The sequence below is a fragment of the Pseudomonas sp. GM80 genome, assembly GCF_000282515.1.
Lineage (GTDB): Bacteria > Pseudomonadota > Gammaproteobacteria > Pseudomonadales > Pseudomonadaceae > Aquipseudomonas.
Window position 1 is genome coordinate 66,234 of record NZ_AKJD01000054.1, and the last position, 21,688, is coordinate 87,921.

A 21,688-nucleotide genomic window follows, 5' to 3' on the forward strand; every position below is an offset into this window, starting at 1 on the left:
GCGGTGCTGGATCGGCTGGCGATCAGCCTCTGGCGGCGATGACCGTTCCAAGCACGATAAGGGCAATGCCTAATATTTTCTGTATGGAAATCGGTTCACTTAACAACCAGCCGCTTAGAAATAATACGACAACGAAGTTCAAGCTCATGAAAGGGTAAGCATGGCTCAAGTCAAACTTTGTCATGGCGGCCATCCAGGCCAGCGATGCTAGAAATGCGGCAATAAAACCGGAGAAAATAATCGGGTCAAATAACAGCAGGATGACAAACTTGAGTTTTTCAAATGACTCCGATGGCAGTGCGCCAAATTTGCCGATTCGCCATTTAAGTATAAGTTGCCCATAAACGGTGAATCCGATGGTGGCGAGGATATAGAGGTAGTCAACCAGACGGCCCATCAAATCAGTCCTTCCAGAGAGTCAATCTTCCCACCGATGCGCGAGCCAATAGTCAGGTTTTCATAAAAATAAGGGGTGAAGCCGGCCATTTTCATTTTGTTCTGTATTTTTCCAATGTCATATTCGACTCGATGCAGTTCAAAGCCGCTACGGTTGAGTATCGCAAACGACGCTCGTGGGTCTCCGTCGCGCGGTTGTCCCACTGAACCTGGATTGCAATAGGCTTTATCGTCTCCGGTCCAGAGGCATGGAACATGGGTATGGCCTGAAGCAAAGTACCGCCCTTGATGACGAGAAAAGTACTCGGTACTGGGTACCATGTATTCATCGAGGGGATCTATCCATCCACCGTGCACAATGTTCAAGTCGTTAATGCAGGCTTCAGGCTTCAACGACTGTAACCACTCTTTATTGGTATCGCTGATTACACTTCGCTGGTAGTCCAGACAGACATTCACACTGTTGGACCGAGGGCAACTCTCGCCCGTGGCGAGATACCAATCGTGATTTCCCATCAGCGTGAAGATTTTTCGCGCTTGTAATGTTTCGCAGCATTCGTTTATTTCGCAATAGTAGCCGCCGACATCACCCAGACAAATGATTTCTGATACGTCCATCTCATCCAGGCGCGCAAGCACCGCTGCAAGGGCAACATGGTTGCCATGGATGTCAGAAATGATCCCGATCATAAACCACATAGTCCTCAATGAATCGCGTTGCGAATCCCGTCCTGATGGAGGGTTGCGCGGGAGTCATGCCGTTCAGATAGAAATCAACGCACATGGCGGCTTCGTTATAGCCAAACGCAGTCCGAATGGAACTGGTAGAGGACACTCTGGGGTTGATTTCCAGAAGCTTCCACTCGATACCATCCCGCCGGAACTGTAAATTTGTCGGGCCGATCGGCTTGAACAGCATGCAGAGGCGCTCTACGACCTCATCCAGACTGTCAATTTGCACAATTCTGGCAGTGGCTGTCGCACCTTCCTTTGAAAGGTAACGTTGCATGCTGATCGACGCGCATACACTTCCGGAGCCGTCGCCAAATACGCCGACGGTAAACTCATCGTCATCCGTGCCTATCAGCGGCTGCGCCAGAACATGCTCGCCCAGTAGAGCACTATGCGCCTTGAAATCAGTTTCATCTTTAACCCTGACCAAGCCTTTGGAAGCATAACTGCGGCGAGGTTTCAAAATGAAAGGTACCTCCAGCAACGCGCACAGATCTGGATAATTCCCGGCGATGTAGCTCGGAATTCTTGAGGGATCCTTAAAGTCCAGCAGTGCCTGATGCATTGCCCACTTGTCGCGCGACAGGTCGATAAGTCTTTGATTGTTGAGTACGAACTGGCAGTTGAATTCGGCGATTTTGTTGCGTTCGTCGGACAATCGGTGGACGTCTTGTTCGATGCCGGGAATCACCAGGTCAACCCTGTGTCGCTCAATGATCTCTTCCAGCCACTCCAGGTAGTCCGGGCTATTGGTGAGCGGCGCCCGTTCAAATGCATCGCACCAGGCTTGGCCTACTGCGGTGGGATATATATCCGTGCCCACCAGGCGTATTTGCGGGTGCGAGGCCCTTAAAGAGCGAAGCATTCCGTAGCCCATGATTGCGCCGACGCCGGTGATCATGACAGTCGTCAAGAGTAAGTCTCCCTGTGAAGCTTGATGCGTCTGTAACCTTCCTCTATGCCAACGCGAGGTTGGTATTGAATCCTGGAATACAAGTCGAAGTCATGAATAGGAGGTAAGTCGAGCAGGTCCTGTCTATCAGGCCAGAATACGACGTTTCCCTTATCTGCTGTATCAAACGCTCGATAGGCGGCACCTGCCATTTCACTCAGCTTTACAGACTGCGTATTCGCGCAGGTAAACACGCCTGCCACGCGTTCCTGCAATACCCGCTTGATGATTTCTGTAAGGTCCGACAGGTGAATGTAGTTGCGCAGGGCATCGTGCGAGCCATACACCTCTACGGATTGGCCTGCCTGAGCCTTGTCAGCAATCATATACAGGAACTCTTGATGTGGCCGGCAGAGTGCTGCGTCATCGTAGACTTGCGACGGCCGCAGTACAGTTAAATCCATTCCTCGCTCAGCGCAGTAATATTGAGCGGCTTCCTCGCTGTGCCGTTTAGTCAGCGCATAAATGCCGTAGTAGGGGTCCCGCGAGGAGTAAGTGGAAAATACAGAGGACAGCAATACAAAGTGCCTGGCCTTCACGCTGTGGGCTAACGAGCAGGCCGAAAAGGTGCCTGATGCGTTGACCATTTCGGCACGGATATAGTCTTGGTCAGTCGAGCCGCCGAAATCGGCAGCAACATGCACAACGGCATCAAATTGTTCGTTGATTGCCGGTGGGGCGTCCAGCACACTCAAATCGAAAAAGATATCTGCGTCGCGACGTCCTGCCAGCTTGACCTCCACCCCTTGGGACGTCAGGAACTCTGCGAGTGCTCTGCCAATGACAGAAGTGCTTCCGACAATCAAAATTTTCAATGAGTCTCTACCTGGGCTTCAAACAGCAACCCACAACTGAGTTCTGGGTAGTCGATCCCTACCTCGCACATGGCATGAACGATTGCCGGCTCCAGCTGCAATGACAATAATTGACTGGTGGTCATCGGCTTCAGGAAAATACCCTCCTTGCGAACAACATCGTAGCCACAGGATGTAAGCGCGGAGGAGAGACTGTTTACCGAATAGAGGCGCTCATGGCCAAGTGCGAGGTCACCCTCACCCAATGCCATCATATCCCCCAGCAGCCCGGCGGCATGACCAAAGCGACGGTGCAAAGATTCGCCGTTGGGGACCGACACAAAGCAGCGCCCGCCAGGCGCAAGAAATTGCTTGAAACGCTGGAGAATCGCTTCCGGGTCACTCACGTGCTCAAGGATAAAACCCAGCACAATCACATCGAACTGCTGACCTGGCTCGAACGTCTCGAAGTAGGACTCCACCACCGTTGCGTTACAGTCCGGATACTGCTGGTGAAATTGTTCGATAACGGATGCCGACCCATCCACCACCACATGTTGCGAGAAAAACTTGGAAAAACGCTGTGTGGTGTATCCATGGCCTATACCTAGTTCGAGCAAACGATCCGAGCTTTTGCATAGGCGCATGATCCGCTCCGGATACCAGTTCAACATAATATTATTGTCGAACTCGAAGCCGAAGCCTTTGCCATAAGCAGACAGATACGTATCAAGGCGATTAGTCATGACGATTTCCTTTATGGAAGTTTCGGACAATATAAAGCGGGCGGCGTTTTACTTCATGGAAGATCTTCGCCACGTAGAGCCCTAGAATCCCGAGAAATAGAATGATGGTGCCGCCCAAAAACCATAGAGACAACATGATCGACGTGAAACCCGAGAGTACGATGTCAGGGTTTACCAGCTTTTGAATGAGCAGATACAAGCCATACAGCAACGACCCCAGCCAGATGATCAGACCGGTCGAAAATATCAGCGACAGTGGTGCGACGCTAAAGGAGGAAAAAGAGTCGGCGACTTGCAGCAGTTTTCGAGAAAGGCTGTAAGTCGACTTATGAATCTTCGGACGCGGTATTTTCGTCAACGACAAGGGGGTTTGTGTGAATCCTGCCCATGCAAACACACCGGCAAGATAGAGCACACGGTCGCCCACGCTCAGAAGCGCGTCGACGTACTGGCGAGTCATCAGTCGGCACGTCATTGGGTTATGCGGAATGCGTACATTCGACATGATATTCAACGTTGACCAGAAGGACTGTCCAAGAAAGTTGGATACCGGTGATGACACTCTTTCAAGTTGGATCCCATAAACAACGTCGGCTTGGTTTTCCTTCATTTTTTCGGCAAACAACGCCAACCACTCCGGCTGTTCTTCAAGGTCGCAGTCAAGCAGAAAAACATGTCCGCCGCGGGTATGTTCCAGTCCGGCGACGATTGCGGCGTGATGGCCAAAGTTTCTCGACAAGTCCACTACCTGGACGTGCTCGTCACCGCTCTGCAACTGAAGAGCCACTTGCAGCGAGTGGTCGGGAGAACCATCATTAACGAGGATGATTTCGTAGTCATCACCTGCCATCAGGCGCGCGGCCGAAGTGACACGCTGATAGAAATCCTCCAGAAAGGGGGCGGATCGGTAGAGTGTAGAGACAATGGAGAGTTTCATGGGTGGACATACCTCGTATAACGGTGAGCGTCCCTGTCGCAGTTGAAAGGCAGGCCAAATACCCAACCATTATGGGTGAAGTCCTCCCATAACTGCAGATGCTCTGGGCAGTCACTGTAATAAAGACAGGCAAGCTGTATGCGTGCGTTAGTTAATACTTTCGCATCTATTGGTTGTGTCGCAGACCTTCCAGAGTTACCACTGAAAAGAGGCATGATTTGATTGCAAATGGGCAATTTTTTCATGGGTTTTCCTTCCTGGCCTTATAAATTTCGTAGGCTGGGGAAGGCGAGTCCGGCAATTTCTCGAAGTGGTCGGTTATGTACTTATAAATAAGCGGATAAGTATTTTTGAAGCGTAGATCATCCCTGCCATCCAGAGCGAAGTCGAAAACGAAAGCAAAGGCTGGAGCGCTCGCTTGTATCCTGGAGATTTCTTCTCGTTGAAACTCGACTGAGCGTGGCCATAGAGCATAGATACTCCACATGGGCGCCTTTCTATTCAGCAGTGCGTAGGCTCCCGGCCAAAATGGTGTCACCAGAATGTTTTGCCCGTTGGCCGCGTAGGTCGAAGTCAACGTTCTGAGCAGTTCGATATCGTTGGCGGTGTTGCTGTCAACGCTCAGCGAGCTGTCCGATATATCAATGCTCACGCACCGGGCTTGATCGAGGCACTGTGCGCCTGGCTGATAGGCTGACATGATCCAGAGGCTGGAAGCGGCCAGGGTAAGGACAAGTGGCCATTTCAAACGGGATGTCTGAACAGAAATGAGGGTCAGGCAGGCGAGCAGAAATGGGAACAAGCCTTGGGCCAAATGACCGATGTCGGCGCGCGAGTAAGCATAGTGCGCGTAGGGTAATGTGAGAAACGCAGACGCTACGAAGGCAGGAGGGACCGAGAGTTTTCGAAATCGTTGCACCGTTACCCACAAAACCGAGCCGAATCCGAATGCCGGAAGAAGTATGAAGAAAACTCCCACAAGTGCTTGGCGTACCGATTCGACGAATGAATTTGAGGAGAAATCAACTTTCCAGGGCCACGGCACAGGTAAGGAAATATTGGTTGTTTTCATTTCGAAAATTAACCGGACACTGTCCAGAAACGCTGTGCCAAAACCTGGGATAAACAATGCCATCATGTAAATCGGCGAAAATCCGACGACTACGCCCAGACCCCAATAAAGGCCTGACTGAATAAAACCTCTTACGCCCGTGGTGCTAAGACTTAGCCAGATCAGGCATCCCAGACTGCCGGCAATGCCGTAAAGGCCGTGGTTTCTTCCAAAGAACGCGACCAGACCGACACATAGGCCCGCGACGAAGTATCGACCATGGCTCGGCTTTGCTATCAGAAATGACAACGCTCCTGTAAGAAATACCGACAGGGACAAGTCGAATATTTTGTGTCGCGGAAACATCCAGAGCGCAAGGATTATTCCAGCCACGACTAGAAAGCCAAGTGAGTATTTTGCGTAAGGCTTCATTGTTCGGGAGATAAGTAACAGCCCGACAAATATTCCAAGTACCTGGAAGCAATCAATCGCCAGCCGAAGCGCCATGATGCCGCTGCTTCCAACGGCTGTCATGAAAGCCGCTGACCAGTAATATCGGCCAGGGTCATACGCCATGAAGTCCTGGATTGGCACTTCGCCAAGCATTACACGTTGGGCGCCATACCAGAGAAAACCCTCATCCCACAGACTGAACCCGGTATGACCCTGCCAGAGAAACGCAAAGAGCACGATCACGGCCGCCAGCATGAGGGCGATGAAAGGTTCACACCATGTGTTTTGTCGCGTCGCGAGTGTCATCGGGTTTTCTGCACAAAAAACGCGTATTTTAATCGGTATGACGCCCGCTCTGTAGCTTTTTTTCGCCCCCAAGTATTCAGAAGGCCATCTGGATGAAAGGCCTGAGATGCATCATGAGCGCTTGGATCTGCTAAAGGGCAGGGGGTATTTCGCTCGATTTGGAGATATAAAAAAACCAGTCGAATTGACTGGTTTTTAGTTGGCGAGGCACGTATTCCACGTCTACAGCTTATGGGGCTCGATGAGGGCGTGTTGATGCATCGCTTCTTTGAGTAACAGGCAGATTAGCATGAGGCTGATAACGTCACCTGCGAGCAACACCCGGAAACCGGATTCATAGGCTGTAGGGGAAAGCCCAACCAGCGTAGTCGACGCTGTGTGCAACAAAAGTAAAAATACAGCCAGGCAAAAGCTCGCATTGGATGAAAAAATGCGTCTGATTATGTAGGTCGCACTCACAAGGGAAAGAATTGTTAGCGTATAGGAAGCAAAATATTCAAGGCCGAGGCCTGAACTCAAATACCGGATTGAAAATGAGTCGTTATTTGCAGTGCTCAGCAGATAAGAAAACAGACTGCCTTGGAAAACCCCTGCGATAGCAAGCAGAAATGCTGTTCGCTTGAACTCGAATTGTTTATTCAGCGTCAAAAGCGCCAGCAGTAAGGCAATTATTTTTGGGTAAAGGTTGCTTGCGTCCGTGTAGTGCGCGTTGAAAACGTCAAAGCCCGTCAACACTTTTCGCACGAAGGAGTAGTCGCCGAACTCCGGCATATAGCGCATCTCTGACGCCAGTCTCAGATAGTTTCCCGGCGCTGAGACAAGCGTTGCGAATCCCGTCAGGGCCACGAGTAACAGGCAGACCCGGTAGGCAAACGTTGTATTTCTGTCCCAGAGCAAAGTGACCAGAAAAAAGCCGAGCATCGAAAAACCGACCTGCTCTGACTGCGAGGCGATAAAGGCAAGCGGAATGACCAAATTCTTTTCTATCGTCGAAAAGGCGGACGGGCGCGCGAACACTGCACAGGAAAAGAGGCCAGCAGAAACAGGCAGGAGATAATTATAAAAACCGGTAACGTAGAAGGCGGTAGTGTCGAGAATGGAGTGATTGATTAGCAGTAAAAAAAACAGGCATAAAGGAATGCCATAGCAATAGTGAAGCTTGTCTGCAAAAAACGATTTCCATGTGGCATAGGCACACAGTAGCAGGCAGGTAGGGATCGCGAGCTTCCACAGGGTCGGGATGGCGATCGTGATAAACATGATCCCCTCAATGGCTATACGTCCCGTCCATGTGTGATAGCGTTCTGATAAATAATCCAATGGGGACATGCCCGACGTCGCAGCAGCGAGGAATGTGGCGTCGTCTGAGAAGGCTTTTATATCAAGTGAGAAAAACAGGCTGGCGTAAAACAACACCAGGAAGAAACAAAAGCCAATCAGATTGTAGGTGTTGGAATTATTTCGCAGAGCAGACATTTTCACCTCCGTAATGCATGACACCTTTAGAGTCTTCAAGGTAAAGTTTTACTGAAGTTCCAAAGTTTTCCTGGAGCTTGTAGCGAATGCCGGAGGCAGAAAAACCGTGCAGATGGTAGTCGCTTTTGATCTTCAAAAAATCACTCACATCTTTACGGTACAGGCGGCGGGTGGTCAGTTTTATTGAGCCTGCGGGCCCAGTGGCGAACAAGTGGATCTTGATTGTGTTATCGGGTAGATCCAGCAGTGCCCATCCGCTGATTGACAGCCAGAGTGAATTGATTTCACATTTGTCGAAATTGGCTTTGATTTGCGGGATGTAGTTGTCCTGGAGTGGAAGCGCTGCTCGATGCGTGGTGTTGTTCGATATAAAGAGCGCGCCGCCGATGACAATAGAAAGCGCGATAGCCAGTCCATACAGTAATGGAGGGAAGCGCAAAGCTATTTCCTGGATTTTTTCGACCAATGCGTTTGACACTTTACTTTCCTGTGATTAATGGCAGGACTTGGAGGCTTGTTTTTTTTCTGAGAAAACGAATTTTTTATTAAGGATGTAGAAAATAACGGTGTACGTGATCATGGCGAAAATTTGCGCAATCTTTGGGTTGATACCAAGCCACTGATAGCCGATGAGAAGTACTAGCTGATTGGCTGCAAATGCTATGCAAAACGCGACAATGAATTTCGGGATGGTGCTACGGTTGGTTGTCGATTGGTTGAATACGAAAACCTTGTTCAGCAAAAATGCAGCAATCAGCGCAACACCGTAACCGACTGTATTTGCATACGCCGGGCTCATATTAAGTAATGTAACAAGTAGCAGGAATACACCGTACCCAATAGCGGTATTGGCAACGCCGGCGAAAAGGTATTTGAGCGGTTGCATTATTTACGCGATATCCTATGCCGAAGGCAGGTCTTTGGTTAATTGATCGAATACCTTCAGCCCTGTGGGTTTGTCAGCGTGAGCTTCCAGTAATGCCCAGTAGGCGAGCGTGCCCTTTAGCTGTTCCAGGTTTCTTGGGCCGATGACAATGCCGGAGAGAACCGGGTTGACATAGGACGCGGCGAGAGCAAGTTCGTTGAGTGTCGTGGGTCTTGGATTGAATTCATGTGGTGAATTAATAAACTCCACAAGTTTTTCAGTGAACAACTCAGAGATATTGATGTTGCGTAACGCTATCGAGCTGCCGGTTTTCGGCGCTTCGCTCTTCAATCCGCCAAGATTTATGCCGTAAGCAAGATATTTGGCGTTGGGGAACCAAGTCTGGTAGGCCTCCCGGGCCTTTTGGGTCATGAAGTTTTCTTTAACCTGAATTATCCATTTCTCTGCCAGTGTCGGTTCGGCCTTGAAATACAGTTCCGGGTATTTGATGCCTGACAGACCGATAGCCAATCCTGTTTGATTTAATCGTGACAGGGTCTGGACGGTCTGCGCGATGCTGTCGCGGGCCTCATCCGATCGGTTGTCCCAGTGAACTGAAATACAGCACAGCGTGTCTGCGAACTGTTCCTGCAAAGAGCGGACTGCGTGCTCAATATCATCGGTGGACAGTTTTATGTCGGGCGAGCCCATGTTGTCTCTGGAGCCGATCTTGACGATCAACTTCAGATTCGATTCCCGATTGGATTTGACCCAGTCTGCAATCCAGCGAACTGCTAACCCGAAATCCGCAGCTTGCTTGTTAATTGGGTAGTTGGTGGCGGTGTCGACGAATTGGCCACCCTGCGCCAGGAAGTACTCCAGCAGAGCGTAGGCTTCGCTGCGGTCTATCCCCCAACCCCAAAGGGCTGTGCCTAGAACAAGCTGCTTGTTGTCCGGGGTGAAGTTCGGCATGTTCATGGCTTTTGCTTGTCGCTGTTAAGGCGTTGGCGCAAGGCAAATATTGCCTTGAGGTATTCGATCGTCAATTTTATTACTTTGACCTTCGAGTTTGGGTCGTCTGTCCAGGTCACCGGAATGTCCAGCACTCGATACTTCAAGTGTTCACCGGTGATCAGTACTTCGGTGGCAAAAAACCAGCCATCACTCTGTGCGCCGGTTTTCATCAGCGAATCAAGAGTGCTGCGTTGGAGAAATTTGAACCCGCACATGCCGTCACTGAATGAGGTGCCGAATACTAACTTGACGATCAGGTTGAAACCGAAACTGGTGACATTGCGCAGCGGTTTTCTACCGATGACCTTGGCGCCTTTTGCCAGGCGGGAGCCTGTGACGATATCCGCTTTGTTGGTTTTCAATGCTTCGAGTGCGGGCCGCAAGTGGCGCAAGTCTGTCGCCAGATCAAGATCCATGTAGCCGACGATGTCCGCAGTTGATTGAGACCAGGATGCCTTGAGGGCGCGGCCGACACCTCGTTGTTCCAGACGAAGATACTTGACGCCAGGGAGGGTCTTTTCCAGTTCGAGGGCAATTTCCTGTGTTCTGTCAGTCGAGCCATTGTCAGCCAGCACGATGCGGATGGGCCCCAGATCACTCAGGTTGTTGCTGATGTAGTCACAGGTCTTTCTGACTTGTTCGGCGAGCGTGCCTTCTTCATTCAGAACTGGAATGGTGATTTCAATGGGTGTATTCATTTTGCATGCTCTGAAAGAGTGTCGTCCGAACGGGAAAGGTTTTCTGTTTCAAGCTTTTCCAGTACGTCATAAATGTTGTCGATCTTGCCGCCAAGGATGGAGTAGCAACCTGGCAGTGATTCGTGTTTTTCAAACAGAATCGGCCTGCCGTCGTCCCCTTCGTTCTTGGTCAGAATGGTTTTGACTTCAAACAAGGAGTCTGCGTAATTGGAGTCAAGTACGGAAGGCAAGTAGCGTCCGATGTCACGGATCATGCGATCGACACGGGTATCTCGCGGGTATTTATCCAGCTTCTGATATGGATTGGTCCCGGGTTCGTCCGTCCAGTGCATGTGCGGGGTATAACGCACGTGCGATACGGTGTGTAAATTACGAGCCGGGAAGGGCATGATTGAAAAGAATGGCCCATCCATCACAGTAATACCTAAGTCATTCAGCGCCGGTGGCATCTGCATCAATGCCATTTCGGTGATTTCCTGTTTCAACCCTGTGCGGGTGCCTGGAAAGTCTCCGCCGAACTGATTCAGGCCGCTGTAAGTGCAATTGAACACGTACCGGCTATTGATCAGTTCTTTTTCTTTGCCGTGGGGCGCCAGAATGACGTTCAGCGACTGGTCAGCGCCTTGGCAGATGTCGATTGCCTGGGTTTGCAGGCGAACGTTGACGGCGCTCTCCTGTAGTTCGCGAAGAGCCCACTGCGCAAGCTTGGTCGAGTCGAAAGCATACTCTTCAACCAGAAATACTTCTTCAATCAGGCGCGGTTCAAACAGTGCTCGAAGCGCAGGGCTTGCCAGTTCTATTTTTGCACCGATCTCTCGGTAGAAGCGCTCAAATTGATTCGCGGTAACTTTCGAGTTACGCCGGGCAATCGCATAAAGTTTGGTGAAATCCTGTTTCACAGCCTCTGGCCAGTCCAGGACAAATTTCGGCAGGTTGATCCGGCTGCGATAGGCTGTCGTATAGCTGCGAGGGTAGTGATAGCCGTTATGGACGCGGGCCTGGTTGTTATAGGAGGCGCGGGAAAGCAGTGAAGATTCACGTTCAATCAGAGTGACTTGCTTCATGCCTCGCTGTTTGGCGAGGTAGACCGCAATCGCTGCGCCGTAAAACCCTCCGCCAATTACGACGGCATCCTGCGCATTGGTCGTCGACATCAGGCAGTCCGACCCGACACAGAAGGCGAAGCCGTCTTTTCTGCGGAGGCCACTTCCTCGATGTTCAGCTTTTCCCGACGAGTGATCCGGGCGCTGGTGAACTCTTGGGCGATATGATAAAGCGGGCCTTCATTCGACAGGCTGGTCATGTGCAGGATGTACTCCCCCAGAACCATCAGAACCAGCGAGATCAGAAAAAACATACCTGACTGCTGCAGGGAGAGGCTGATCCAGCCAGGGGCAATGTCTGTTTTCAACAGTCCGCTGGCGACCACGTAGAACGAATACACCAAGTTAGCCACCGCGCCAAACATCGACAGTGACGTGACGAGGCGCATGGGGGCCCGAGTGGTGGAGACAAGCAGCAACATGCCGCGATCGATACTTTCGCGCAGGCGTTTTTTTTCAGTCACGCGAGGTGTTGAACTATAGCTGAGGTTGTCGCGCGCGAATCCGCCCGTTGCCGGAAGATGTCGATAGGTGACTGCAGGCTGCGGGTGCTGGAGGATGAAGTTGATCACTCGTTTGCTAAGCAATCGATATTGCGGTGCTTCCGTCGACAGGTGGATGCCATTGAACGACTTGTAGGCCTTGTTGAAAATGGCATAAGCGGTTTCGTAGGCGAGACTCTGCGCAGGTTTCTGCTTGTTATTGGCGAAAACCACGTCAGCACCACTGACGGCTTTGTCGAGCATTTCAGGCAAAAAAGCGATGTCGTCAGCCAAGGGATCGATCACGACGACAAAGTCACCCAAAGCGTTTTCCAGACCTGCCCAGGCCGCGGTGTCTGCGTCAACTTCTTTGGTCAAGGCATAAACTTGCAAGTTGGGAAGTCCATTTTCCGCTGTCAGACTTTTGAGTATGGATATGCTGTTATCGTCAGACGCGTTATCAACAACAATCAGCTCATAATCGCTGACCAGGGTGGACATTCGTTCGACGGCATCTGCCAAGATACTTCCAATATGGTTGGATTGATTGCGTACTATAAAAACAACCGAAAGAAATACCGGGAAAAATACCATTTAAAGTCCTCCAGACGCCTGCAGCCAGCCGGCGTCCATAAATTCGAAAAAAAGCCCGCAATCTTAATCTGCACAGTGGGTTGCGTCACCTTTTTCGTGCATGGCAATTTGCTTTCCGCGCTTTTAAAAAAAGCATTGCAGTACCACGCTGCGGTGATTTCGCGGGATCCGGCCGGCGTGCATGGTGTACTCTTTGCCGTTTTAATTCCTTGAGGTCCGGGGAGTTGCCCATGACCCTTTACGTTTCGGAGTGATGCGCTCAATGACATTCTGGTGGCTCATGCCTGCGGCCTGTGGCCTTTCTTTTGCCTTGACGGCGGCATTGCGCCGATATGCCTTGTCTCGCAGCATGCTCGATGTGCCGAATGATCGCAGTTCCCACACGGTGCCGACACCACGAGGCGGCGGTGTCTCGATTGTCATCACATTCGTGTTGTCGCTTTTGGGCATGTGGCTGGGGGGCGTTATCGATACCGGGTTTTTCACCGCAGTTGCAGGGGCCGGTCTGTTGATCGCCTTGATCGGATTCATGGATGACCATGGCCATATTGCTGCTCGGTGGCGTTTGCTCGGGCATTTCATTGCCGCCGGCTGGGTGCTCGCCTGGACGGGAGGACTCGCGCCTGTGCAGGTGTTAGGGGCCACCTTCAACCTCAGTTGGATAGGTCATTTCCTCGCGCTGTTTTACTTGGTCTGGTTACTGAACTTGTACAACTTCATGGATGGCATCGACGGCATTGCCAGTGTGGAAGCGATTAGCGTCTGTGCGGGCGTGGGCTTGCTTTACTGGGGCAGTGGTCATGCGAGTCTGGCTTGGGGGACGTCGTTGCTGGCATTGTCGGTGTTTGGCTTTCTGTTGTGGAATTTTCCTCCGGCGAAGATCTTCATGGGGGATGCCGGTAGCGGGTTCCTCGGGATCGTCCTGGGGGCTTTGTCACTTCAGGCAGCGTCTGTCGATCCTCGTTATTTTTGGGCCTGGTTGATTTTACTGGGGATATTTATCGTTGATGCCACGTTTACCCTGCTCCGGCGCTTACTGCGAGGCGACAAGGTTTATGAGGCTCATCGAAGCCATGCCTATCAATATGCGTCACGCCAGTATGGGCGACATTTGCCGGTGACCGTGGCCGCGGCCGTGATCAACCTGCTCTGGTTGTTTCCGGTGGCATATTGTGTCGTCGTGCTCGGGTTGGATGGCTTGCTGGGGGTTGCTGTCGCTTACACCCCGTTAGTACTTTTGGCGGTGAAGTTCCACGCTGGAGAACTTGAAGTCAAAACCGTTGCTCGGTGACAGATGGACAAATTCAGTACGTTTTCGGATTATTCCGTACAATGGTCGCGGAAATAGCGGGTTAACGCGCCGGGTCGGTTGAGGTTTATGGATAAATTACGCGCCTTTTTGCTGGGCTTGCCACGCAGGCAGAAACGACTGATTCAAGTAGCCACAGATGTTTTTCTGGTCTGGGGCTCGCTCTGGCTCGCCTTTATCGTCCGACTCGGCATCGACGATATGTATAACCCGCTGAGGGCGCATTTCTGGCTGTTTGTCAGCGCTCCAATTATCGCTATTCCTCTGTTTATTCGTTTCGGCATGTACCGTGCCGTCATGCGCTACTTCGGCAACGATGCGCTGATTGCGATTGTCAAAGCTGTCAGTCTCTCTTCGCTGATCCTGGCGCTGGTGGTCTATTGGTACAGCAATCATGAAGCGGTTGTTCCGCGATCGATCATTTTCAACTATTGGTGGCTCAGTCTCGTCATTATCGGCGGCTTGCGCCTGTGCATGCGCCAGTACTTCATGGGCGACTGGTTCACGGCGGCTCAGCATGTGCCCTTCACCAACCGTGAAGACGGGCTGACCAAAGTCGCCATTTACGGCGCGGGTGTTGCTGGCAATCAGCTCGTCGCAGCGTTGCGAATGGGGCGAGTAATGCGCCCGGTCGCGTTCATTGATGATGACGCGAGTATCGCCGATCGTTCGATTTCCGGCCTGCAGGTGTACAAACCCAAACACATCCAGCAAATGATCGATGTGACCGGTGCGCAGGAGATTCTTCTGGCGCTGCCGTCATCGACCCGCGCGCGTCGCCGCGAGATTCTGAATCTGCTGGAAGGCTTCCCGCTCCACGTACGCAGTGTTCCGAACTTCACTGATCTGGCCAGCGGCCGCGTCAGGGTTGAAGACATTCAGGAAGTCGATATTGCCGATTTGCTGGGGCGCGATGCCGTGCCGGCGCAACCTGATCTGCTGGCGCATTGCATCAAAGGCAAGGTCGTCATGGTCACAGGGGCTGGCGGCTCCATCGGCTCGGAATTGTGTCGGCAGATTTTTGCCTTGGGCCCGACCACGCTGATTCTGTTCGAACACAGTGAATTCAATCTCTACAGTATTTTGTCCGAGCTGGAACAACGCGGCAGCCGCGAGTCGGTGCCAGTGCGGTTGTTGCCGATTCTGGGGTCCATTCGCCATCAGGAAAAGCTCCTGGATGTGATGAAAACCTGGCAGGTCGATACCGTTTATCACGCTGCGGCCTATAAACATGTGCCGATGGTTGAGCACAATATTGCCGAAGGTGTGCTCAATAACGTAATCGGAACACTCAACACTGCTCAGGCTGCCTTGCAGTCCGGCGTGTCCAATTTCGTCTTGATTTCGACGGACAAGGCGGTTCGCCCGACCAACATCATGGGCAGCACCAAACGCCTGGCCGAGCTGACCCTTCAGGCGCTCAGCCGTGAGGTCGCCCCTGTGATGTTCGGTGACAAGGCCAATGTCTCACGCGTCAACAAAACCCGTTTCACCATGGTGCGGTTCGGCAATGTGCTGGGCTCGTCAGGCTCGGTCATTCCGTTATTTCACAGCCAGATCAAGTCCGGTGGCCCGCTGACGGTCACCCATCCGAAAATCACACGCTATTTCATGACCATTCCCGAAGCCGCGCAGCTGGTTATTCAAGCGGGCTCCATGGGGCAGGGCGGTGATGTGTTCGTCCTCGACATGGGCGAGCCGGTAAAAATCGTCGAACTGGCGGAGAAAATGATCCATCTGTCCGGTTTGAGCATTCGCTCCGAGCGCAATCCACAGGGTGATATTTCCATCGAGTTCACCGGATTGCGCCCTGGCGAGAAGCTCTATGAGGAGCTGCTGATCGGTGACAACGTCGCTGCGACGCCACACCCGATGATCATGACCGCCAATGAAGATCACCTGCCCTGGGATGTCTTGAAGGTCCGATTGAGCGAATTGCTCGCTGCCGTCGAGCGGGATGACTATTCGCGAGTACGCCAATTGCTGCGCGAAACTGTCAGCGGCTACACCCCCGATGGCGAAATCGTTGACTGGATCTATCAGCAACGCCGTCTCGAGCCCTGATTGTTTCACATCCTGTAACGATCGCATTTTTGACATGTGCCCCTCATGACCTACGTTTGGAGAGCAGCTTCGGAAAAGCTGCTTTCTCAAATGATGATGGAGCGTCACTTATGCGTACCGGTTATTTCTACTCGTTGATTTTTGCCTTGCTCACCAGCGCCTCGATAACGGCGATTGCAGCGCCTACTACCACGCCGGAGTTACCGAAGGCGCCTCTGGTGACTGACCTGGCCGCTACTTCCCAGGTCGCAAAAATCGATCTCAACGACGCCGACGCGGCAATGTTGCAGAAAGAGCTGTCCGGGGTCGGTGAAGCCAAGGCGAAAGCGATTGTTGCATATCGAGAAACAAATGGGCCGTTCGCATCCGTGGATGAATTGCTGGAAGTGAAGGGGATTGGCAAGGCGATCCTTGATCGCAATCGTGAAAAGCTGGAAGTGAACTAAGCTGATTTTTCCACGCCATGAGGCCGGTCATTGACCGGCCTTTTTTGTTGCAGCTGTTTGAAGCAGGTCGTAATGGGGCATGAAGACGTTCGTCGGACGATAAAAAATTACGACTATCATATCGGCTTTAGATTATGCCTATAATAAATTGTCGGCACAGATTGTCATGTCCTGTGCGGCTTTCTCATTTCGAGCATTTTCAGGAGTACTGGCATGAATTCCGCAAAATCCCAAGGCACGGCTGTGGTGACCGGCGCATCGTCCGGTATCGGTGCGATTTATGCCGAGCGACTGGCCGCACGTGGTTTTGATCTGCTGTTGGTGGCGCGTGATCAGGAGCGTCTGGATAAGGCTGCAAGCCAATTGCGCGAAGCCCATGGTGTGCAGGTCGAGGTGCTCAAAGCGGATCTGACGCAAAAGGACGATGTGCTCAAGGTCGAACAGCGTCTGCGTAGTGATTCGAGTATCAGCCTGTTGCTGAACAACGCCGGTGTTGCCGCCGACGGTCTGTTGGCCAACGCCGATCTGGATCAACTGGAGCGCTTGATCCAGTTGAATATCACCGCAGTCACGCGTCTGGCTTCTGCCGCTGCAGCCGCTTTCGCCAAGGCCGGGCGGGGCACGATTATTAACATCGCCTCGGTGGTGGCGCTGTTTCCGGAACGCTTTAACGCCACTTACAGTGCCAGCAAAGCCTACGTGCTGAGCCTCACCCAATCGCTGAACGCCGAGCTTGAGGGCACCGGGGTTCAGGTCCAGGCCGTATTGCCGGGGGTTACCCGCACTGAAATCTGGGAGCGCTCCGGAATCGACGCCAGTGGTATTCCGGCGGAAATGGTCATGGAAGCCGGTGAGATGGTTGATGCAGCGCTGACCGGCCTGGATCAGGGAGAGTTGATCACCATTCCGTCACTGCCCGATGCCGCTGATTGGGAGGCATTCGTCGCCGCGCGCCATGTCATGGCTCCGAACCTTTCGCATAGTTCGGCAGCCCAACGTTACAAGTAAGGCCAATCCATTGATCAGAGGACACCACGGTATGGATCAGCGTCGAGTAGTCGTCACGGGGATGGGCCTGGTTTCACCCTTGGGCAGTGATGTCGAAGTGGTCTGGCAACGACTGTTGGCCGGGCGCTCAGGTTTGCGTCATTTGCCGCAGGCAGTGGTCGCTGATCTGCCGACGCGCATTGGGGGCAGGGTGCTGAGCCTGGAAGAGGATGCCGAGGCGGGTTTCGATCCGGATCGCGCCACACCACCCAAAGAACAGAAAAAGATGGATCGTTTCATTCTGTTCGCCATGGAGGCGGCACGGCAGGCGCTGGAGCAGGCTGGCTGGCATCCCGCGCAAGCCAGTGAGCAGGAACGCACTGCAACGATTATCGGCTCCGGTGTCGGCGGCTTCGGTGCGATTGCCGACGCCGTGCGCACCACCGACAGTCGCGGTCCACGACGTTTGTCACCATTCACCATTCCATCGTTTCTGGTCAATCTGGCGGCCGGACACGTGTCGATCCAGCACGGTTTGAAAGGTCCCTTGGGCGCACCCGTGACGGCATGTGCCGCCGGGGTTCAGGCGATTGGCGATGCGGCACGGCTGATTCGCGCCGGCGAAGCGGATATTGCTGTGTGCGGCGGGGCAGAAGCGGCGATTGATCGGGTCAGCCTCGCCGGGTTCGCTGCCGCACGGGCGCTGTCCAGCGGCTACAACGACACCCCCGAACGTGCTTCACGCCCCTTTGATAGCGGGCGCGACGGTTTTGTCATGGGCGAGGGCGCCGGCCTGTTGGTCATCGAATCTCTGGAACATGCCTTGGCCCGGGGCGCTCGGCCTCTGGCTGAACTCGTCGGGTATGGCACCAGCGCTGACGCCTATCATCTGACCGCCGGGCCCGAAGATGGCAGCGGTGCGCGCCGGGCGATGGCGTTGGCATTGACTCAAGCCGGAGTAAACCCGGATCAGGTGCAACACCTCAACGCTCACGCCACTTCCACGCCGGTGGGTGATCTGGGGGAGTTGGCAGCGATCAAGAGTGTGTTTGGTCAGGACAACAAGATCGCCGTTACTTCGACCAAGTCAGCCACCGGGCATTTGCTCGGTGCTGCCGGCGGGCTGGAGGCGATCTTCACGTTGTTGGCGATTCGCGATCAAGTGGTGCCGCCGACGCTCAACTTCGACAACCCGGATCCGGCTACCGAGGGCGTGGACATTGTCCATGGTCAGGCAAGGCCGATGCCGATTGAATACGCGCTGTCCAACGGCTTCGGTTTCGGCGGTGTGAACGCCAGCGTACTGTTCAAGCGCTGGCCGGATCAGTCCTGATCCTGTTTCAGATGAGCGCGTGTGACGTCGAGAATCCGCTGGGCCAATTGCGGGTTCTCGACACTGCGTGCGAGCACCAGCGCGCCGACCAGGGTGGCCATTATGACGATGCTGCGATCGGCGGCGCTCTCGCCACCCAGAGTGTTTTGCACTTGTTCCAGGCGGGCGTTGAGCACGCCGTCGGTGGTCGGGCTTGGCTGACCGCGCAAGCCGAGCTCGGAAGACATGGTGGGCAGCGGACAGCCTTCATGAGGCGAGGTGTAGTGCCATTCGGACAGGTAACTGTCGATGAAGGCTTGCAGTGGCAGCGCTTCGGAAAACAACATCGCGCAGTGTGCATCAAGTTGTTCCCCTGCTTCCTGCAGGGCCTTCTCCACCAACTCGTCCTTGGACTTGAAGTGCGAATAGAAGCCGCCATGGGTCAGACCTAGCGCTTTCATCAAGGGTTGCAGGCCCGTGGCGCCAATTCCGTCCTTGCGAAATCGTGCCGAAGCCTCCTTGATGATGCGCTGATGAGTCTGGGCTTTATGGTCCTGCGAGTAACGCATCTGAAACTCTCTCCGCAACAAGGCCACCATCTTAACCACGGAAAATTAAATGGTGACTGTACTTCTACTTCTAAAAAGCATGCAGATAAGTCCAAAGCGTCGAAAAAACACAAACCCCGCCGATTGGGCGGGGTTTGTTTCAGCGGTCTTGCGCTTCTTTGGCATCCGCTTCGGCATTGCGCTCAGCGATGCGTTTGCGTTCTTCATCGGTCAGTTCGACCTTGTTGGCGGTGTCTCGCAACATCATCAGACCGCCAACGATCGAGCCGATTGCAACGACCAGAATCAACCAGGCATACCAGGGCATAACGGCTCTCCTTAATGGCAGATCGACCGACGAGGATTTCGTCGTGCGATGCTGCTTACCACTTTTGAGCGAAGCGACTTCGCAGTGGTTCCATTCTAGGCCCGATATCCCTGCTGCACCTTAATTCCCTGTAGGAGCTGCCGCAGGCTGCGATCTTTTGATCTTGTTTCTAAAAAAACAAAGTCAACAGATCGCAGCCTTCGGCAGCTCCTACATGAGGGGTTACTGGCCCGTGAGCATGGCGTCGGCCGGGGCGTTGGCGCGCAACTGGCCGGTGAGCAGGAAGTAGGCGAATCCCACGGCCATGAAGCCGAGGAAAATCAGCCCGATCAGGGCGTTGAACCACGCCATGGCGATCAGGCACACCACCGCCAGCACCAGCGCGATCAGCGGAATCAACGGATAGCACGGCGCGCGAAAGGTGCGCTCCAGGTTCGGTTCGGTTTTGCGCAATTTGAACAGGCTGAGCATGCTCATGATGTACATCACGATCGCGCCGAACACCGCCATGGTGATCATCGCGGCGGTGAGGGTCATGCCGCCGAGGTTGATCAGGCCGTCGCTGTAGATCGCGGCGATGCCAATGACGCCGCCGGCAATGATGGCGCGGTGTGGCGTCTGGAAGCGCGAGAGTTTCGCCAGTGAAGCCGGCAGGTAACCCGCGCGGGCGAGAGCGAAGAACTGGCGCGAGTAACCGAGAATGATCCCGTGGAAGCTCGCCACCAGGCCGAACAGGCCGATCCACACCAACATGTGCAGCCAGCCGGAGTTGTCGCCGACCACGGTTTTCATGGCCTGCGGCAGTGGGTCGTTGATGTTGGCCAAGGTGCGCCAGTCGCCGACGCCGCCGGCGAAGAACATCACACCCATCGCCAGTAAAACCAAAGTCAGAATGCCGCTGATGTAGGCCTTGGGGATCGTGCGTTTCGGGTCCTTGGCTTCTTCGGCAGCCATCGCTGCACCTTCGATGGCCAGGAAGAACCAGATCGCGAACGGAATCGCTGCGAACATCCCGGCGATCGCTGGCGCACCGAACACATCGGAACCGGCCCAGCCATTGAGGGCAAAGTTGCTGAAGCTGAAGGCCGGAGCCACCACGCCCATGAACACCAGCAATTCGGCGACGGCCAGCACGCAGACGATCAATTCGAAGGTGGCTGCCAGCTTCACCCCAAGGATGTTCAACCCCATGAACACGATGTACGCGCCGACCGCCGCGTGTTTCGGATCGAGTGCCGGAAATTGCACATTCAGGTACGCGCCGATGGCCAGCGCAATGGCCGGGGGCGCAAAGACGAACTCGATCAGCGTCGCCAGCCCGGCAATCAAACCACCTTTCTCACCGAAGGCACGGCGGCTGTAGGCAAACGGCCCGCCGGCGTGGGGAATTGCAGTGGTCAGTTCGGTAAAACTGAAAATGAAGCAGGTGTACATGGTCGCGACCATGAACGAGGTCACCAGGAAGCCCAGTGTGCCGGCGACGCCCCAGCCGTAACTCCAGCCGAAATACTCACCGGAAATCACCAGCCCGACGGCAATGCCCCACAGGTGCAACGTGCCCAGCGTGGGTTTGAGTTGTGTGTTCATGCGCTTGCTCCCTGAACGGTTTGGAAAGCTCGGGGGAGAGCGTGTGCAGTGGGCGTGCCATTGCGCTGAAACAAGTCGTAATGAGTTGAAAGCTGTCGTATCGGGGATGCTCAAGTCGCAGCGCCAACGAATCTGTGCGCCATCTAGGTGCGATGCCGATAGGGCCGCCGTCATCGCGGGCAAGCCCGCTCCCACAGTGATCTCGGTCGTTCACAAATATTGCGTACACCCCAGAAACCTGTGAGAGCTGGCTTGCCAGCGATGAGGCAGGTGCAAACACCGCCGTAAAGCCCGCATAAACCCACTCTTTACGCTTTCTTTATGCCTAGCCAACCCCCTCGGTCTCGTTCCTTTACAGCCTCCTTTCCGACAATCACTCCACACGCGGCAATACGCCGTAACACGGAGATCTTCCATGAGCGTTCTGGACGGGGTGTCACTGCTGCTGGCAGTGGGGCTGTTCATTTATCTGTTGGTTGCGCTGTTGCGCGCGGATCGGAACTAGGAG

24 protein-coding genes are annotated in these 21,688 nt (G+C 53.6%); 7 read left to right on the forward strand and 17 right to left on the reverse strand.

Features of this window, described 5'->3' with window-relative positions:
• Window positions 1–22: 22 nt before the first annotated feature.
• The 14 genes from PMI37_RS08250 to PMI37_RS08315 form a co-directional block, all read right to left on the reverse strand.
• Complete coding sequence (locus PMI37_RS08250) at window positions 23–397, reverse strand: EamA family transporter (protein WP_008079805.1); 375 nt, start codon at window positions 395–397, stop codon at window positions 23–25.
• Window positions 397–1,086, reverse strand: coding sequence for a metallophosphoesterase family protein (locus PMI37_RS08255; RefSeq protein WP_008079808.1), 690 nt, complete (start codon window positions 1,084–1,086; stop codon window positions 397–399). Before PMI37_RS08255 ends, PMI37_RS08250 begins: the two co-directional genes overlap by 1 nt.
• A complete protein-coding gene (locus PMI37_RS08260) occupies window positions 1,067–2,041 on the reverse strand; it encodes an ATP-grasp domain-containing protein (protein ID WP_008079809.1) in 975 nt (324 codons plus the stop codon). Before PMI37_RS08260 ends, PMI37_RS08255 begins: the two co-directional genes overlap by 20 nt.
• A complete protein-coding gene (locus PMI37_RS08265; protein ID WP_008079810.1) occupies window positions 2,038–2,895 on the reverse strand; it encodes an NAD-dependent epimerase/dehydratase family protein in 858 nt (285 codons plus the stop codon). The genes PMI37_RS08260 and PMI37_RS08265 overlap by 4 nt, the downstream gene beginning before the upstream one ends.
• The gene (locus PMI37_RS08270; protein WP_008079811.1) at window positions 2,892–3,620 is read right to left on the reverse strand and encodes a class I SAM-dependent methyltransferase; all 729 of its coding nucleotides are present in this window, start codon (window positions 3,618–3,620) and stop codon (window positions 2,892–2,894) included. The genes PMI37_RS08265 and PMI37_RS08270 overlap by 4 nt, the downstream gene beginning before the upstream one ends.
• Window positions 3,613–4,557, reverse strand: coding sequence for a glycosyltransferase family 2 protein (locus tag PMI37_RS08275; protein WP_008079812.1), 945 nt, complete (start codon window positions 4,555–4,557; stop codon window positions 3,613–3,615). Before PMI37_RS08275 ends, PMI37_RS08270 begins: the two co-directional genes overlap by 8 nt.
• A 241-nt stretch (window positions 4,558–4,798) precedes the next feature.
• Window positions 4,799–6,367: a hypothetical protein gene (locus PMI37_RS08280; protein ID WP_045123061.1), complete on the reverse strand. Its 1,569-nt coding sequence runs from the start codon at window positions 6,365–6,367 to the stop codon at window positions 4,799–4,801.
• 222 nt (window positions 6,368–6,589) lie between these two features.
• A complete protein-coding gene (locus tag PMI37_RS08285; protein WP_008079817.1) occupies window positions 6,590–7,843 on the reverse strand; it encodes a hypothetical protein in 1,254 nt (417 codons plus the stop codon).
• Window positions 7,824–8,321, reverse strand: coding sequence for a hypothetical protein (locus tag PMI37_RS08290; protein ID WP_008079819.1), 498 nt, complete (start codon window positions 8,319–8,321; stop codon window positions 7,824–7,826). Before PMI37_RS08290 ends, PMI37_RS08285 begins: the two co-directional genes overlap by 20 nt.
• Before the next feature lie 15 nt (window positions 8,322–8,336).
• Window positions 8,337–8,729, reverse strand: coding sequence for a GtrA family protein (locus PMI37_RS08295; protein ID WP_008079821.1), 393 nt, complete (start codon window positions 8,727–8,729; stop codon window positions 8,337–8,339).
• A 15-nt stretch (window positions 8,730–8,744) separates the two neighbouring features.
• Window positions 8,745–9,686: an aldo/keto reductase gene (locus PMI37_RS08300; RefSeq protein ID WP_008079822.1), complete on the reverse strand. Its 942-nt coding sequence runs from the start codon at window positions 9,684–9,686 to the stop codon at window positions 8,745–8,747.
• Window positions 9,683–10,420, reverse strand: a complete 738-nt coding sequence (locus PMI37_RS08305) for a glycosyltransferase (RefSeq protein WP_008079824.1) — start codon at window positions 10,418–10,420, stop codon at window positions 9,683–9,685. Before PMI37_RS08305 ends, PMI37_RS08300 begins: the two co-directional genes overlap by 4 nt.
• Window positions 10,417–11,574, reverse strand: coding sequence for an FAD-dependent oxidoreductase (locus tag PMI37_RS08310; protein WP_008079831.1), 1,158 nt, complete (start codon window positions 11,572–11,574; stop codon window positions 10,417–10,419). The genes PMI37_RS08305 and PMI37_RS08310 overlap by 4 nt, the downstream gene beginning before the upstream one ends.
• Window positions 11,574–12,599 carry a glycosyltransferase gene (locus tag PMI37_RS08315; protein ID WP_008079833.1) on the reverse strand — a complete coding sequence of 342 codons (1,026 nt, stop codon included), beginning with the start codon at window positions 12,597–12,599 and terminating at the stop codon, window positions 11,574–11,576. The genes PMI37_RS08310 and PMI37_RS08315 overlap by 1 nt, the downstream gene beginning before the upstream one ends.
• On the opposite strand from PMI37_RS08315, the gene PMI37_RS31965 reads away from it, so the two are divergent.
• From PMI37_RS31965 to fabF, 6 genes are all read left to right on the forward strand, one after another.
• Window positions 12,540–12,812 carry a hypothetical protein gene (locus PMI37_RS31965; RefSeq protein WP_162130774.1) on the forward strand — a complete coding sequence of 91 codons (273 nt, stop codon included), beginning with the start codon at window positions 12,540–12,542 and terminating at the stop codon, window positions 12,810–12,812. The two genes, PMI37_RS08315 and PMI37_RS31965, sit on opposite strands and share 60 nt — an antisense overlap.
• 49 nt (window positions 12,813–12,861) lie before the next feature.
• The gene (locus PMI37_RS08320) at window positions 12,862–13,890 is read left to right on the forward strand and encodes an MraY family glycosyltransferase (RefSeq protein WP_008079835.1); all 1,029 of its coding nucleotides are present in this window, start codon (window positions 12,862–12,864) and stop codon (window positions 13,888–13,890) included.
• 87 nt (window positions 13,891–13,977) lie between these two features.
• Window positions 13,978–15,972 (forward strand): polysaccharide biosynthesis protein, encoded by a 1,995-nt coding sequence (locus tag PMI37_RS08325; protein WP_008079838.1) that lies wholly within the window; start codon window positions 13,978–13,980, stop codon window positions 15,970–15,972.
• A 110-nt stretch (window positions 15,973–16,082) separates the two neighbouring features.
• On the forward strand, window positions 16,083–16,418 hold the full coding sequence (locus PMI37_RS08330) for a ComEA family DNA-binding protein (protein WP_008079851.1): 336 nt from the start codon (window positions 16,083–16,085) through the stop codon (window positions 16,416–16,418).
• 213 nt (window positions 16,419–16,631) lie between these two features.
• Window positions 16,632–17,426 (forward strand): SDR family NAD(P)-dependent oxidoreductase, encoded by a 795-nt coding sequence (locus PMI37_RS08335; RefSeq protein ID WP_008079858.1) that lies wholly within the window; start codon window positions 16,632–16,634, stop codon window positions 17,424–17,426.
• A 31-nt stretch (window positions 17,427–17,457) separates the two neighbouring features.
• Window positions 17,458–18,738 carry a beta-ketoacyl-ACP synthase II gene (gene fabF, locus PMI37_RS08340; protein WP_008079864.1) on the forward strand — a complete coding sequence of 427 codons (1,281 nt, stop codon included), beginning with the start codon at window positions 17,458–17,460 and terminating at the stop codon, window positions 18,736–18,738.
• On the opposite strand, the gene PMI37_RS08345 is transcribed toward fabF, so the two are convergent.
• The 3 genes from PMI37_RS08345 to eat form a co-directional block, all read right to left on the reverse strand.
• Window positions 18,729–19,286 (reverse strand): TetR/AcrR family transcriptional regulator, encoded by a 558-nt coding sequence (locus PMI37_RS08345; RefSeq protein ID WP_008079866.1) that lies wholly within the window; start codon window positions 19,284–19,286, stop codon window positions 18,729–18,731. The genes fabF and PMI37_RS08345 overlap by 10 nt on opposite strands.
• A gap of 139 nt (window positions 19,287–19,425) precedes the next feature.
• Window positions 19,426–19,593 (reverse strand): DUF2897 family protein, encoded by a 168-nt coding sequence (locus PMI37_RS31190; protein WP_008079868.1) that lies wholly within the window; start codon window positions 19,591–19,593, stop codon window positions 19,426–19,428.
• A 222-nt stretch (window positions 19,594–19,815) separates the two neighbouring features.
• Window positions 19,816–21,180 (reverse strand): ethanolamine permease, encoded by a 1,365-nt coding sequence (gene eat, locus PMI37_RS08350; protein ID WP_008079870.1) that lies wholly within the window; start codon window positions 21,178–21,180, stop codon window positions 19,816–19,818.
• 415 nt (window positions 21,181–21,595) lie between these two features.
• Here eat and kdpF point away from each other — a divergent pair, with 415 nt between their 5' ends.
• Window positions 21,596–21,685: a K(+)-transporting ATPase subunit F gene (gene kdpF, locus PMI37_RS31195; protein ID WP_007899818.1), complete on the forward strand. Its 90-nt coding sequence runs from the start codon at window positions 21,596–21,598 to the stop codon at window positions 21,683–21,685.
• Window positions 21,686–21,688 lie beyond the last annotated feature (3 nt).